Raw genomic sequence first — 13,916 nt, forward strand, 5'->3', positions numbered from 1 at the left:
AATGCCAAGCAACTCACCTTTATTATTGAACGATGAACAAATGAGAACGTTTATTACGAATGGCTGCCTGATTCTCAAAACAGATTTTCCGCGTGATTTCCACGAAAGTTTAGTTGAACAGTTGAACACGGTGTATAACGAAGAGGGTAACCCAGGCAACAATCTATTGCCTCGCGTTCGCGAGCTGCGCAAAGTGTTCGACCATCCTGTTGTGACAGGTGCGTTAACTAGTGTGCTGGGACCTAACTATATGATGCATGCGCATCGTCATGGGCATTTCAATGCCTCAAGCGTTGCCGGTGGATGGCATAAAGATAGCTATTGGGGTTATAAAAGAATGCGGAACCATCACCCGCAATGGGCCATGATCATGTATTTCCCGCAGGATACGCCTGTGGAATTAGGACCAACCGGCGTTCTGCCAGGAACGCAAAACTATGAATCTCGCACTTTTGAAGGAAATGAACAAGAGGGCGAGGTATTGGCGAGTGGGGAAGCGGGTACTTTTGCGCTGATTCATTATGATATTTGGCACCGTTCCACTCCGAATGTACTGGGACAACCTCGTTATATGTTGAAGTTCGAATTCATGCGCACCGAGCTGCCGCAATCGCCAAGCTGGAACAATGTGGAGAGTGTCTGGCGGAAACCGGAAGGATTGAGGTTACCAATCGCCGAGCATGATTTGATGTGGGAAGAGACGTGGAATTGGCTGTCTGGACAAGTCGGCAGCATTGCCAATACGGTTGCTTCCGATCCAGATCGAATCAAGGAATTGGCAGCAGGTTTGAGCAGCTTTGAGCCGATTGCAATTAATGCGGCATATGAGCTTGCCGCAAGTGGGCAGGGTGGTGTAGATGCATTGCTTCAAGCGCTTCACTCTGATGATAAAAATGTATCCCGGAATGCTGCTTATGGCTTATCTGTAGCGGGAAGTGATGCAGTTGAGGGCTTGGTTGCAGCGTTAGCCGGTACGGCTGATGGAGCGGAAGGGAATTCTGAGGAAGTTATTGCACACGCAGTGTTCGCACTCGGTGAGCTAAGAGGGCTTGCAAGCGAGGCAATACCTGCACTTGTACGTTTGATAAAGCATCCATCGGAGACGATTCGCTGCGCTGTAGTTGATGCACTTGGTCTTATGGAATCCGGGTACGATCAAGTGGTCGCCTGCTTAGCTGGGGCGCTGCAGGATGAGAGTGCACAAGTTCGGTTTATGTCAAGCCTATCCCTGTCCCGATTAGGGGCAAGCGCCGAGGCTGCAATTCCCCAACTGGAAAGCGCCTTGGATGATGAGAACCGCTACGTTCGCGCGCATGCAGCGGAATCTCTGCATTACATCGGAACTGAACGTGCGAAGGATACGCTCATCAAGTTCCTGCTTAACTCACGTTGGTGTCCGACGACAACAGCGAAAAATGCGTTTTATCCTTAAGTGTACGGTAAGTACGAATGAGAAAACGATCAATCCCTTTGATAAATGGGGATTGGTCGTTTTTTGATGTTTGTGAGCCTACAGAAATGGCAGGCTAGGCCCGCAAACTTCTCACAGATTTAATAGATACTAACCTAATCTTTTGATAAGAACCGAAGCGTTTGCATTTGTTTGTGTGCCACCGGCTAATGTCTGAAGGGTGACCGCAGCAGCTGAACTATGATTTCGCAGAGTTAGAGTATCGCTAGCTGCTAATGCGACGATTACCTGCCCATTGTTTTGCTGAGTGCCAGCACCGGAACCATAAATGGATCCCAAAACCACGGAGTTATTTAAAAATAGTGCGAATTGGTTGGGTTCTACACCGGAGATGGAATAGGAAACCTCATAGTTACCCGGAATGGGATTGGTAATAGTGATCTGAGCTGTTCCAGCAAGATGTGTAATACCTGATGAAATAATACCATTTGTATCGAAACTTACAGCAGCCTCTAGTGCTACCACTTGAGCACCTAAGTTGTAAATGTACCCGAACTCGGATATCGCTGCAGGTCCAGTGGCACCAGTAGCACCAGTAGCACCCGTGGCGCCAGTAGCGCCAGTAGCACCCGTGGCTCCCGTGTCGCCAGTAGCGCCCGTAGCGCCCGTGGCACCAGTGTCACCAGTTGCACCAGTGGCGCCAGTAGCACCCGTGGCGCCAGTAGCACCCGTGGCACCCGTGGCTCCCGTGTCGCCAGTAGCGCCCGTGGCACCCGTGGCACCCGTGGCGCCCGTGGCACCCGTGGCTCCCGTGTCGCCAATAGCGCCAGTAGCGCCCGTGGCACCCGTGGCACCCGTGGCTCCCGTGTCGCCCGTAGCGCCAGTAGCGCCAGTGGCGCCCGTGGCACCCGTGGCTCCCGTGTCGCCAGTAGCGCCAGTAGCGCCCGTGGCGCCCGTGGCGCCCGTGGCTCCCGTGGCTCCTGTGTCGCCAGTAGCGCCCGTGGCTCCCGTCGCACCAGTAGCACCAGTGGCGCCAGTAGCACCCGTGTCGCCAGTAGCACCCGTGGCGCCAGTAGCACCCGTGGCGCCAGTAGCACCCGTGGCGCCAGTAGCACCAGTAGCACCAGTCGCGCCAGTAGCACCAGTAGCGCCAGTAGCACCTGTGTCGCCAGTAGCACCCGTGGCACCCGTGGCTCCCGTGTCGCCAGTAGCGCCAGTAGCGCCAGTAGCGCCCGTGGCACCCGTGGCTCCCGTGGCACCCGTGGCTCCCGTGTCGCCCGTAGCGCCCGTAGCGCCAGTAGCGCCAGTAGCACCTGTGTCGCCAGTAGCACCCGTGGCACCCGTAGCGCCCGTGTCGCCCGTTGCGCCAGTAGCGCCAGTAGCACCTGTGTCGCCAGTAGCACCTGTGTCGCCAGTAGCACCCGTGGCACCCGTGGCACCCGTGGCGCCCGTGGCACCCGTGGCACCCGTGGCTCCCGTGGCTCCTGTGTCGCCCGTCGCGCCCGTGGCTCCCGTAGCTCCCGTGGCACCCGTGGCTCCCGTGTCGCCCGTAGCGCCAGTAGCGCCAGTAGCGCCAGTAGCACCTGTGTCGCCAGTAGCACCCGTGGCACCCGTGGCACCCGTGGCACCCGTGGCTCCTGTGTCGCCAGTAGCACCCGTGGCGCCCGTGGCTCCCGTGGCACCCGTGGCACCCGTGGCTCCCGTGTCGCCCGTCGCGCCCGTCGCGCCCGTGGCTCCCGTAGCTCCCGTAGCTCCCGTAGCTCCCGTAGCTCCCGTGTCGCCAGTAGCACCCGTGGCTCCCGTGGCACCCGTGGCACCCGTGGCTCCCGTGTCGCCCGTAGCGCCAGTAGCACCAGTGGCTCCCGTGGCTCCCGTGGCTCCTGTGTCGCCAGTAGCGCCCGTTGCTCCCGTTGCTCCCGTGGCTCCCGTGTCGCCAGTAGCACCCGTGGCTCCCGTGTCGCCAGTAGCGCCCGTGGCTCCCGTAGCACCAGTAGCACCAGTAGCACCAGTAGCACCAGTGGCGCCAGTAGCGCCTGTGGCTCCCGTGGCTCCTGTGGCTCCCGTCGCACCAGTGGCCCCGGTGTCACCCGTAGCTCCAGTGGCTCCCGTCGCACCAGTGGCCCCGGTGTCACCCGTAGCGCCCGTAGCGCCCGTAGCACCAGTAACACCAGTGTCGCCCGTCGCGCCAGTAGCGCCAGTAGCACCTGTGTCGCCAGTAGAACCAGTGGCGCCCGTGGCTCCCGTGGCTCCTGTGTCGCCAGTAGCGCCCGTGGCTCCCGTAGCGCCCGTAGCGCCAGTAGCACCAGTCGCGCCAGTAGCACCAGTCGCGCCAGTAGCACCAGTAGCACCAGTAGCACCAGTAGCACCAGTAGCACCAGTTGCACCCGTAGCGCCAGTAGCGCCAGTAGCGCCCGTGTCGCCAGTAGCACCCGTGGCGCCCGTGGCTCCCGTGGCTCCCGTGGCACCAGTAGAACCAGTAGCACCCGTAGCGCCAGTAGCGCCAGTAGCGCCCGTGTCGCCAGTAGCACCCGTGGCGCCCGTGTCACCAGTAGCACCAGTGGCTCCCGTCGCACCAGTGGCCCCGGTGTCACCAGTAGCGCCCGTAGCACCAGTAGCACCTGTGTCGCCCGTAGCACCAGTGGCACCAGTGGCACCAGTGGCACCCGTGGCACCCGTGTCGCCTGTAGCACCCGTAGCACCAGTAGCACCCGTAACGCCAGTAGCTCCCGTGACGCCAGTAGCGCCTGTGACGCCAGTAGCACCAGTGTCGCCCGTCGCACCAGTAGCACCCGTGGCACCCGTGGCTCCTGTGTCGCCCGTAGCGCCCGTAGCGCCAGTGTCACCAGTAGCGCCAGTAGCACCCGTGTCGCCAGTAGCACCAGTAGCACCAGTAGCACCCGTGTCGCCAGTCTCGCCCATGGCACCAGTAGCACCCGTGGCACCCGTGGCACCAGTGGCACCCGTGGCACCCGTGTCGCCCGTCGCGCCAGTGTCGCCAGTGTCGCCAGTAGCGCCCGTGGCGCCAGTAGCACCAGTAGCGCCAATGTCGCCAGTAGCGCCCGTGTCGCCCGTAGCTCCCGTGGCGCCCGTAGCACCCGTGGAGCCCGTGGCACCAGTAGCACCCGTGTCGCCTGTAGCGCCCGTAACACCAGTAGCACCAGTAGCTCCCATGTCACCAGTTGCGCCTGTTGCGCCACTCGCGCCCGTAGCACCCGTGGAGCCCGTGGCACCAGTAGCACCCGTGTCGCCTGTAGCGCCCGTAGCACCAGTAGCACCAGTAGCTCCCATGTCACCAGTTGCGCCTGTTGCGCCACTCGCGCCCGTAGCACCCGTGTCGCCAGTAGCACCAGTAGCACCAGTAGAACCAGTTGTGCCAGTAGCGCCCGTCGCTCCCGTAGCACCAGTGGCACCAGTAGCGCCTGTGTCGCCCGTAGCCCCTGCACCAGTAGCACCCGTTGCGCCCGTACCACCAGTGGTGCCCGTAGCACCTGCTGCGCCAGTAGCGCCAGTAGCGCCAGTAGCACCCATGTCACCAATAGCACCAGTAGCACCCTTGTCGCCCGTTGCTCCCGTAGTGCCCGTGGCACCAGTAGCCCCTGCTGCTCCCGTAGCGCCTGTAGCACCAGTAGCACCTGCTGCGCCCGTAGCACCAGTTGCCCCTGTGTTCCCAATAGCACCAGATGCCCCCGTCGCACCGGTCGCGCCAGTAGCCCCTGTGCCGCCAGTATCACCAGTGATACCCGTGGCTCCCGTGTCGCCCTTAGCACCTGCTGCGCCCGTGGCACCAGTAGCACCAGTAGCACCTGCTGCGCCCGTCACGCCAGTAGCTCCTTTAGCTCCCGTAGCCCCCGTCTCACCCTTGGGTACATTAACAATAATTTCAGGGGGAGGGCACTGTACGTGAACGATTTTCTTTTTAACGACTACTTTATCAGAGCATTTCTTTCTTTTAATGGGAGGGCAAACGACCAATCTTTTTCTTTTGCATTTTTTGCATTTGTTATTTGGCCTACAATTTGAGCAGCTCAATATAGGCACCTCCACATTTTTCTTAGTATTGTTTTATACTATGTGGGTTGTCTTATATCGGTATGGACAGAAGTTAACAAATACGCAAGCTTTCACTAGCTTGTGATCTTTTGTTTTATTGTAATTGTATTGGTGCATCCATTTTTTGTCTGAGCATGCTCCTCACGTAAAAAAAGCCCCCCAGCCTTCCCAATAGGGAAGGCCAGAGGGTCAACTTACCGCGGTCGTAAATCGCGGAACGCTGTTGGCTTAAACCCCGTCTGTTCCTTGAACATACGGGAGAAGTAGGACAATTCCATGCCGAACGAATCGGCAATTTGGGAGACATTCAGCTCCGTGGTTAGGAGCAGATCTTTGGCTTTTTCCGAGCGTAGATGGTTCATATATTGAATCGGGGAGTACCCCGTAAACTGTTTGAACGCGTTGATGAAATAGTTCGGATGATAATGAGCGAGCTGGGCCAACGTTTCGATAGAAACATGATCTGCCATATGCTGCTCCATGTAACGCAGAACACTATTCATTTTCTCGTGGGTCGGCGTCGTTGCTAGATTCAGCTTCACGGATGCGTTGCCATCAATAAATTCCGCGATAAGCTCATGGAGGATGCCAGTGACTCGGAATTCAGCTGATAAAGCATCACTTCTGCGATAAGCAATCAACTTTTCAAACGTTTGTTGGAGCGCGGCTGGATCCTTGACGACAATCGATGGGTTGGTGTGCAAAATCTGAAAGAGGTCCAAATCCCCGATTTTCGCTGTGAAATGGGACCAATACTTACCGAAGGTGTGGTCACTGATCGTCCCATAGGCTTGGTCGCTGCCAGCAGGAAGCAGGTATAGCTCGCCAGGCTTTGGATAATAGGTTTGATCGCCTATTTTTAGAAAACCTTCACCTTCTATGATAAAATACAGCCGATTTACAGGACATGCGGGAATTTCATCATTCCAAGTTCTCGGTACCTTCGTGTATGCCGCATAATCGACTTCAATTCTCGCTCTAGCCATATATTTCTTCCAAAAGGTACGCTGGCTCGCATTCATATCTGTTTTCATAGTGTTATATTCCCTTTACAAATAGTCGACAAATGCCTTCTGTAAATTGCTGCTTCGTGTAGCCAAGCACTTCTTTATGGTACAGATACGGCTCTGGAAAAAGGGAGATGAGAATTGTATTGACCGTTAAGGTGATATCAATTTCTTTGATCTCGCCGTGCTGGACGGACTTTTGAATCAGCGGAGCTAGAATATTGTGAAGTCTGATAAAGAATGGCTTTTTGTGAATGCTAAAGCTCCGTTTGTCCGCATGCATGGATGATATAACGGACAAGAGCGCGACATTCTCATCAACGAAATCGATAATATCATGAATACAGGCTGAAAGTTGCTGCAGCCCAGATTCGACCGGATTAGCTGTCGCGTATTTATCCTCCAGCGTCTCAATAAAGCGAGTGGTCGTGGACTTGATCAAATCGCTGCACACATCTCCGATATGCGTATAGCGGCGATATAAGGTTCCTTGGCCAACACCGGATTCCTTCGCAATTTGATGCATGGTGACGGATTCTATATCATTCGTTTCCAGCAGTGTGCGAGCAGCAGCAAGGATGCGACGGCGATATTCCGTATCACGTTCTCCGCGTCGACTACTTTGAGGAATAGTTTCTTTATCGGGATCACAAAATATGTGGTTATGATCATCTGGGTGGTTCATATATTCGTTCCTCCTGGTAGAGAGATCGTCCATGAAAAAATCATTTGACTTTGCGGACAATTGTCCGTAACATGAAGTAGCGGACAATTGTCCCGTATACATTGTAACATGATGAGAGAGAGATTGTCTAAGGAGGAGTTTGGAATGAGTCAAACAGCTGTATCCGGTGGAGCGGAGCCGGAATTTAAGATTACGAGCATTCTGGTGCCGTTAATCGCCATTATTTCAGGCATTTTCATGGTTATCCTCGACACGACAGCAATGAATGTTGCGTTGTCCAAATTGGTGGTTGACTTCAAAACAGATTTACCTACAATTCAATGGGCGGTAACAGGCTATATGCTGGCATCTGCTGCGGTAATTCCGTTAGCGGGATGGTTATCTGACCGATTTGGAGCGAAGAATGTCTTCTTAACATCCGTATTCTTGTTTACGATTGCATCCCTCTTATGCGCGACACCGAACAGTGCAGAAATGCTGATCGTTTTCCGCGTCCTGCAAGGATTAGGCGGGGGCTTTGTAATGCCGGTCGCGATGGCTTATGTATATAGACTTAGTCCACCTAGCAAAATCGGGCAAGTCATGGGTATGCTAGGCGTACCTATTTTGTTAGCGCCAGCCATTGGTCCGATCCTTTCAGGTTGGTTAGTTGAATACCATTCTTGGCATTGGATTTTCCTAATTAATCTGCCTGTTGGTATTTTTAGCTTAATTTTTGGCTTTTGGAAGTTACCTGTTGTAGCTCGTAAAAAAGTGGCAGGCTTTGACCTGCCAGGGATGATTCTGGGTCCAATTGCTTTCGCGTCGCTCTCCTACGGGATTTCGCAGGGGGCATCGGGATGGACATCAGATAAAGCGCTAGGTGGCATCATTATTGGTGCTGTTGCACTCATCGCATTTATCATCGTCGAATTGAAAGCGAAAATTCCTTTGCTGGAACTGCGCGTATTTAAGTCATTCGATTTTTCTTTTAGTATATTCATTCAATGGGTGATCCAATTCTGTATGTTTGGCGCGATCTTCCTGCTTCCGCAATTCCTACAGCAAGCCCGTGGTTACGGCGCATTTGATACAGGCTTGACCCTGTTCCCTCAGGCAATCGCCTCCGGACTGATGATGCCGATTGGCGGCTATTTATTTGATAAAATCGGCGTGCGTTGGTTAGTTGTTATTGGACTTTCACTTGTATCTGGTGCGATATTCCAATATTCCCATATGGATTTGACTACGCAAAGAACGGATCTCATTCTACCACTTGCGATGGCTGGTGCAGGTATGGGACTCATGATGATGCCAATTAACTCCCATTTGATTCAAAAAGCACCGCAGGACCTTGTCAGTCGGGTTACTTCTCTGACAAGTGCGATGCAGCAAGTCATCAGCTCATTCGGTGTTGCCATCGTAGTAACGATTCTAACGTCACGCGTGACGACGATGATTACCGAACAGAAGCTGCCAATGGGTACCCCGGCAGATATGCAAAAATCCATGCTATCCGTAGCACCTGATGCCTTTGGATATACCTTCACCTGCATGATGATTATTGCTATGTGCGGTATTGTTCTTGGACTTTTCTTGCGCCGCGGCAAGTCCCCTGCGCATCAAGAAGCGCGTACCGATGTGGCGTTGGAAGGTTTGCACTAAGCTAGATTGATTCGATAGGCATATATATTTTAAAGAAGAGGGTGTCCCAAAAGTGATGAATTTGGCGGGACATCCTCTTTTAGTAATTTTGTAAAACCAAAAGAAACCGTTCCTTGGTAAAATGGAAGTGCGACCCACCATTAAAAAAGGAGACGGTTTCTTTGTACATTCAAAGTACAATGGTTCAACTTACACTGCCAATGGATCTGGAAGAAGATATTCCTCAAAATCACCTCGTTCGTATTGTGGACGCTCGCCGTGGATGCAAAGAACAAAGGAGCTAAGCGCACACAAGCCGCTTAGCTCCTTTGTCATTTAATTATTAACCTTTTCTCACTATGGAATCTGTCCCGATCACAATTAGTAGTTACTTTTGAGACAGGCTCTTCTTTGCATCTGAGATTGTATCACGATCGATTTCTAAGAACCGGCAACCTCCGCCTCGATGACATTCTGGTATGCCCTGGCCGTATTCGTGAAGTCAGAATCACCCATGGAAAACCGTCTGCGCTTCTTCAAGCGAAGCAATGTAGGTTTCGTAGTGTTCATTCGTTACCGAAATCACTTCTGTATGGCGGACCGGATACCCGACGTCTTCGAACATGCGGGTAACGGTCGGAAGCGTGAAGAAGCACAAATGCATTTTGTCCATCAATCCTCGGTCCTCATAGGTCCAATCCTGATTCAAAAGGTTGATCTGAATCGAGATATGCCCGACGGTAGGTATGCAAGCCAAGACAACGTCGATAGACTTCAATAAGGGCTTGACTTTCGTAAGTGTTTTCCAGGGATCGCGGAGATGCTCCAGTACGTCACCGAAGATAACGCAAGCAAGAGAAGCAGGTTCTAGAGGCAGTTCTTTTTCGATATCCCTGCAGATACACGATCGAACTTCTTTTCAGCTTCCCGTGTGGCAGGAGGATAGTCTTCAAGGCCGTAGACGTGACTGCGGTGTGTTTCTATAATGGCGCGCCCCTGGTTGCCTTCCGCGCAGCCGAAATCGGGAACCTTGTGCATTGAAAGGTGAACCCGAAGAAAGAGTACGAGATTCACGCCTGAGAGGTATGAATCCGGAATCGTAATGACGAACATTCGAGAGAGCGTTGTCCTATTCAGCGGCTCGAATATCGGGACCGTATTCGCGTAGGAATACTTGTCGGAACTCTTCGTAGTTGCTCATGACGACGATTCCGCAATCATGGACGACCCAAGGGGACGTCTGTTTAGGAATGCCAATTTGGTAGCCCGCGCGTATAAACTCAATACACTGCGATTGATCGTAGAAGTGCCAGCTCGTGAACAGATCCTCTCGCCATGGAAGATCGTATTGCGTCATGAGGATGCACCCGTCGAGGCTCATGACTTGCTGGTACTCTTCCGCGATCTCGCCTAGCGGCAACAACTTAAGTTTGCCAGAATGGCTATCAATTATTTGCCCGTATCTCGCAGGAGATTCCCACCAGATTCCGCTTACCGGCAGTTTAGCCGCGCCAACTACGCCCAGCATACCAAGCCGCGGATTGTTCTGGAATAGTCGTACCAGGTCGGAGATGAACGTCGGGCGGAAAATGTATAAATCCTGATGAAGATACACTTTGTACTTGGCATCCGTGCCCCTCATTGCTCTGTTGTAGCCGTTGGTCATGCTCGTTGCGTCCATAATGGGCACGAATTCCGCCTCAAAGCCTTCGGGTAATTTCATAATCGATTGGAAATGATTCCGGGAACGCTCGTATTCCGGCATGTTGTTCACGCAGGTAATAAAGCAAACTTTATTCGGATTCAGAGTAATCTTCTCCTTTGGCTTTAGGATTCAAAACGATTGTTATCTATTTTATGTGCTGTCATTGAAAAGGCGCATTGATTCGCAAGTTTTTTTGCGTAGCATTGAACGATCGAAGGATTGCAGATCTATGTTGGATCCGAATTAATTCTTCCTTTAGATCAAGTAATGACACAGCGAGGACATCGTCTAACAAGATATACAGATGACTTTGTGCTCTGTTGCAAAACACAGAAAGGTGCGGAGAGTGTATTGAAGTCCGTCTTCGGATTACTTGAGAGGGAAATGGGACTGATAGTTCACCCCGATAAAACGAAAATTGTAAACAGCAAAGGGAATCATTTGTATTCCTTGGCATGAATTTAAGCCGGGAAAGAAGATGACGACCTCAACCAGTGCAATGATGAAATTTAAAGAATGGGTGAAGGAGATCACGAGAAGAAACCAAACGGTAGATGTACAAAGGTTGGTCAAGAAGGAGCTTAACCCGTATTTGCGGGGGTGGGGCAGATATTTCGGGACTTAGTTGCTTGCTATTTCAAAGAACTTCATCTCCAAAGGTTATAAAAACTGGAGGAGTCGGATGCGATGACCCACATGTCCGGATCTGTAAGAGGCTCATGCAATTGCGCATGGGCCTACTCGATTTCAAAAGAACTGGTAACTAAAAGTTCGTTGATTGGCGGTAATTACAGGCAAGCCCTTTCTTGGGAATTATTAGATGAAATAAGGTTCCAGCCGTTGCAGGCGGACCTACAGGGGCATATCTTATGAGCAAGGTTTTTTGTTTTCGATTCGGGCGCCGAGAAAGTGAAGTCCTTCAAAAAGAAAGGTTGTCTAAGAAAGGAGGCGTTATATGAACCTGTTGGAATGTGACCTTCGAGACGAAGTGCTTTGAAAAGGATTGGCGTTACCTTCTTCAAACACCGAGACTGGAAGCAAATCTTCGCTATAATCGGTCTCATTTCAAGGAAGCAGTTTTATACATCAATAACGTGAACGATCCGGAATAGGTTAGCTTTTATGCCTTCAAGTCCGAGCTCGTCGCTATTTACTTGTGTACAACGGATTATTTGCTTCATTTCTCCAGTGACTCGATCCTGGAGGGGACACTCGAATGGGTGGAGCATTCGCTTGAGAATATGGAAGATGACCCCAGGATCAAGGTTGCAAATCCGATCTGGAACTTTAGCTACGAATATGCGAAGCAGGAATATCGATAGAGGAGAATGATCGCTTTTATGTGGGGAATGGATTTTCGGATCAATGCTATCTGATGCGTACAGAGGACTTCAAAGCGCGCCGTCTACAATGAGAAACATGGTAGTTACATTCATCGCAATTTTACTGAATCAACTGGTAGCGACAAACGGGTTTCGAACGATTACTCAAGCCGGTTCAATCTATCTTGAAAGATGTGATCCTATATGCTTTGTTTTACGATATTGGCTCATGAGGACGAAAGCATTCTAACTGCGCAAATAAAAAACATTCGACATTACATTCCTAATGCCAAGATTGTCTTGTACAACGGAGGGACAAATAAGGACTTCGGCAGTTGCCAAGGCATTCCCATATGTCCGTACAGCAGGCCATTACAATACGGAAAATTAGGCAGATTTCTATATGATGTTATGAATTGGCTGGAAGAAACGAACATTGAATACGATTACCTCGTTAACTTGGACTCTGACGTGCTTTTTATCAAGCACGGTTTTGAGTCGTTCATCGAAGAGGTAATGGAAGGCTATGACTGCATGGGAGCTCATATGCAAATACAACATTCAGTACATGATAATCCGCAATTTTATCCGGGGGTTACACTGTGGAACGAATGGCATCGCTGGCAACCGTTCTTCCAGACAAACTACATTGTCCGCTATTTTAATCCCGCACAAGTTTATCGCCGTTCCATAGTTAGGAAAATACTGGATGAAACCGATATTAATCTGCTCGAGCAATTGTTAGCCGCAACGGATACCTTTGCTATGGAAGAAATGCTCTATGCAACACTCGCTATGAAATATGGAGGAAAGTGCCGGGAGTATCCTTGGGATTATGATAAAAGCCTGCAATATGTGCGTACTGTAAAACCTATTTCTTTCGATGAAATGAAGGCGGCAAAAATAGATCCTCATTATTATTGGATTCATCCGGTTAAAGGTGAAACGTTTACATTTATGAGCATGTTTTCGAAACAAATGGATCATAAAAATAAATCAAATCAGTGATGGAGGAATGACATGGAAAGTAAGCCGCTTGTCAGTATTCTGATTCCTGCGTATAACAGGCCTCATTATTTGAGATTAGCTCTAGAAAGTGCCATTAAGCAAACCTATCCGAATATTGAAATCATCATTTGTGATGATAGCACGGACATGGGCGTTTGGATTATGATGCAGCCCTATCTGGAACGATACCCGAATATCAAATATTTCAAAAACGACACCGTGTTATTTGTGAAAAATTATAATAAGTGTTTTGAATTATCCTCAGGCGAATATGTGAACTATTTAATGGATGATGATTTGTTTCACCCTGAGAAAATTGAACGAATGATGGATTGCTTCCTTGAGATGCCGGATGTCACGTTAGTTACTTCTTACCGCCAAGTGATCGACGGATCCGGTAACGTAAGACCTGCTGTATATGCAACACGAAGATTGTTCAATGAAACGAAAGTATTGAACGGAATTGATTTTGGCAATGACATATTGTGTCACGGATATAATGTGATCGGAGAACCGACTACCGTACTTTTTCGGAAAAAGGATTTAAAAGAACCATTCGGCATTCTTGGCGGCAGACAGTTTACGGCCATCAATGATGTGGCGGCATGGCTCTCACTTCTTGCTCGGGGTAATGCCGTTTATTTACCTGAGCCCCTTAGTTATTTCCGTATACATTTCGGCCAACTTCAAAACTCTTTCGGTATATCTACATTTGCAGATTGGAGCGAATTGACGCTAAATGCAAGAGTGGCAGGCTTTTTACAGGACTCGGGCATGTACAAAGCTGCGCTTACATTACAAGTGGAGAGGCTAGCTGAACTGACATCATCACCTTCTTTTTCGGAATATTTTCCGAAAATCATTGAACAGAGTATTAAGATCGGAGACATCATTTCCAAGCTGTGAGCAAGCTCTAATGCCAATTAAGGAAGTGTACAACATGAGTATCCAATTAGTAAGCAGCTTCATATGGACTTTCGCTGTGTGAGAATGGAATTCTTTTACTTCCCGGAATACTTAAACCTCTCAGATATTGAAAAAAGAAAACTGAGAAATAAAGAGTCCAATGTTGTAGATCAAATTATGTATCATTTTGTTGTTAATA

Annotated in this window: 12 protein-coding genes; 7 read left to right on the forward strand and 5 right to left on the reverse strand. The window is 50.6% G+C overall.

Translation table 11 applies throughout. The annotated features are described in order from the left end of the window. Nucleotide 1 precedes the first annotated feature (1 nt). Nucleotides 2–1,432: a HEAT repeat domain-containing protein gene (locus AC58QO_RS02525; RefSeq protein ID WP_497263731.1), complete on the forward strand. Its 1,431-nt coding sequence runs from the start codon at nucleotides 2–4 to the stop codon at nucleotides 1,430–1,432. 129 nt (nucleotides 1,433–1,561) lie between these two features. Here AC58QO_RS02525 and AC58QO_RS02530 read toward each other — a convergent pair whose 3' ends face one another. The 3 genes from AC58QO_RS02530 to AC58QO_RS02540 form a co-directional block, all read right to left on the reverse strand. Beyond that, nucleotides 1,562–5,230, reverse strand: a complete 3,669-nt coding sequence (locus AC58QO_RS02530; protein ID WP_497263732.1) for a hypothetical protein — start codon at nucleotides 5,228–5,230, stop codon at nucleotides 1,562–1,564. A gap of 425 nt (nucleotides 5,231–5,655) precedes the next feature. Then, nucleotides 5,656–6,495: a helix-turn-helix domain-containing protein gene (locus AC58QO_RS02535; RefSeq protein WP_497263733.1), complete on the reverse strand. Its 840-nt coding sequence runs from the start codon at nucleotides 6,493–6,495 to the stop codon at nucleotides 5,656–5,658. 4 nt (nucleotides 6,496–6,499) lie between these two features. After that, the gene (locus AC58QO_RS02540) at nucleotides 6,500–7,153 is read right to left on the reverse strand and encodes a TetR/AcrR family transcriptional regulator (RefSeq protein ID WP_497263734.1); all 654 of its coding nucleotides are present in this window, start codon (nucleotides 7,151–7,153) and stop codon (nucleotides 6,500–6,502) included. 144 nt (nucleotides 7,154–7,297) lie between these two features. On the opposite strand from AC58QO_RS02540, the gene AC58QO_RS02545 reads away from it, so the two are divergent. Both AC58QO_RS02545 and AC58QO_RS02550 read left to right on the forward strand, forming a co-directional pair. After that, nucleotides 7,298–8,797 (forward strand): DHA2 family efflux MFS transporter permease subunit, encoded by a 1,500-nt coding sequence (locus AC58QO_RS02545; protein ID WP_497263735.1) that lies wholly within the window; start codon nucleotides 7,298–7,300, stop codon nucleotides 8,795–8,797. 161 nt (nucleotides 8,798–8,958) lie between these two features. Beyond that, the gene (locus AC58QO_RS02550; RefSeq protein ID WP_497264403.1) at nucleotides 8,959–9,081 is read left to right on the forward strand and encodes a hypothetical protein; all 123 of its coding nucleotides are present in this window, start codon (nucleotides 8,959–8,961) and stop codon (nucleotides 9,079–9,081) included. Between the two features lie 203 nt (nucleotides 9,082–9,284). On the opposite strand, the gene AC58QO_RS02555 is transcribed toward AC58QO_RS02550, so the two are convergent. Both AC58QO_RS02555 and AC58QO_RS02560 read right to left on the reverse strand, forming a co-directional pair. Continuing rightward, nucleotides 9,285–9,452, reverse strand: a complete 168-nt coding sequence (locus AC58QO_RS02555) for a hypothetical protein (protein ID WP_497263736.1) — start codon at nucleotides 9,450–9,452, stop codon at nucleotides 9,285–9,287. A gap of 453 nt (nucleotides 9,453–9,905) precedes the next feature. Next, nucleotides 9,906–10,610 (reverse strand): glycosyltransferase family protein, encoded by a 705-nt coding sequence (locus AC58QO_RS02560; protein WP_497264372.1) that lies wholly within the window; start codon nucleotides 10,608–10,610, stop codon nucleotides 9,906–9,908. Nucleotides 10,611–10,748: 138 nt separating this feature from the next. Here AC58QO_RS02560 and AC58QO_RS02565 point away from each other — a divergent pair, with 138 nt between their 5' ends. The 4 genes from AC58QO_RS02565 (at nucleotide 10,749) to AC58QO_RS02580 (ending at nucleotide 13,717) form a co-directional block, all read left to right on the forward strand. Further along, nucleotides 10,749–10,940: a hypothetical protein gene (locus AC58QO_RS02565; RefSeq protein ID WP_497264373.1), complete on the forward strand. Its 192-nt coding sequence runs from the start codon at nucleotides 10,749–10,751 to the stop codon at nucleotides 10,938–10,940. A 43-nt stretch (nucleotides 10,941–10,983) separates the two neighbouring features. Then, a complete protein-coding gene (locus tag AC58QO_RS02570; protein WP_497264374.1) occupies nucleotides 10,984–11,106 on the forward strand; it encodes a group II intron maturase-specific domain-containing protein in 123 nt (40 codons plus the stop codon). Nucleotides 11,107–12,214: 1,108 nt separating this feature from the next. After that, nucleotides 12,215–12,811: a hypothetical protein gene (locus AC58QO_RS02575; RefSeq protein WP_497263737.1), complete on the forward strand. Its 597-nt coding sequence runs from the start codon at nucleotides 12,215–12,217 to the stop codon at nucleotides 12,809–12,811. A 12-nt stretch (nucleotides 12,812–12,823) separates the two neighbouring features. Beyond that, nucleotides 12,824–13,717, forward strand: a complete 894-nt coding sequence (locus tag AC58QO_RS02580) for a glycosyltransferase family 2 protein (protein WP_497263738.1) — start codon at nucleotides 12,824–12,826, stop codon at nucleotides 13,715–13,717. Nucleotides 13,718–13,916: the final 199 nt, after the last annotated feature.

Source organism: Paenibacillus sp. J31R30, from assembly GCF_059692115.1.

Bases quoted from the DNA above. Each gene is read 5' to 3' on its own strand.
- AC58QO_RS02525 (WP_497263731.1), top strand. From the start codon at position 2: ATGCCAAGCAACTCACCTTTATTATTGAACGATGAACAAATGAGAACG.
- AC58QO_RS02535 (WP_497263733.1), bottom strand. From the start codon at position 6,495: ATGAAAACAGATATGAATGCGAGCCAGCGTACCTTTTGGAAGAAATAT.
- AC58QO_RS02540 (WP_497263734.1), bottom strand. From the start codon at position 7,153: ATGAACCACCCAGATGATCATAACCACATATTTTGTGATCCCGATAAA.
- AC58QO_RS02545 (WP_497263735.1), top strand. From the start codon at position 7,298: ATGAGTCAAACAGCTGTATCCGGTGGAGCGGAGCCGGAATTTAAGATT.
- AC58QO_RS02565 (WP_497264373.1), top strand. From the start codon at position 10,749: ATGACACAGCGAGGACATCGTCTAACAAGATATACAGATGACTTTGTG.
- AC58QO_RS02570 (WP_497264374.1), top strand. From the start codon at position 10,984: ATGAAATTTAAAGAATGGGTGAAGGAGATCACGAGAAGAAACCAAACG.
- AC58QO_RS02575 (WP_497263737.1), top strand. From the start codon at position 12,215: ATGAATTGGCTGGAAGAAACGAACATTGAATACGATTACCTCGTTAAC.
- AC58QO_RS02580 (WP_497263738.1), top strand. From the start codon at position 12,824: ATGGAAAGTAAGCCGCTTGTCAGTATTCTGATTCCTGCGTATAACAGG.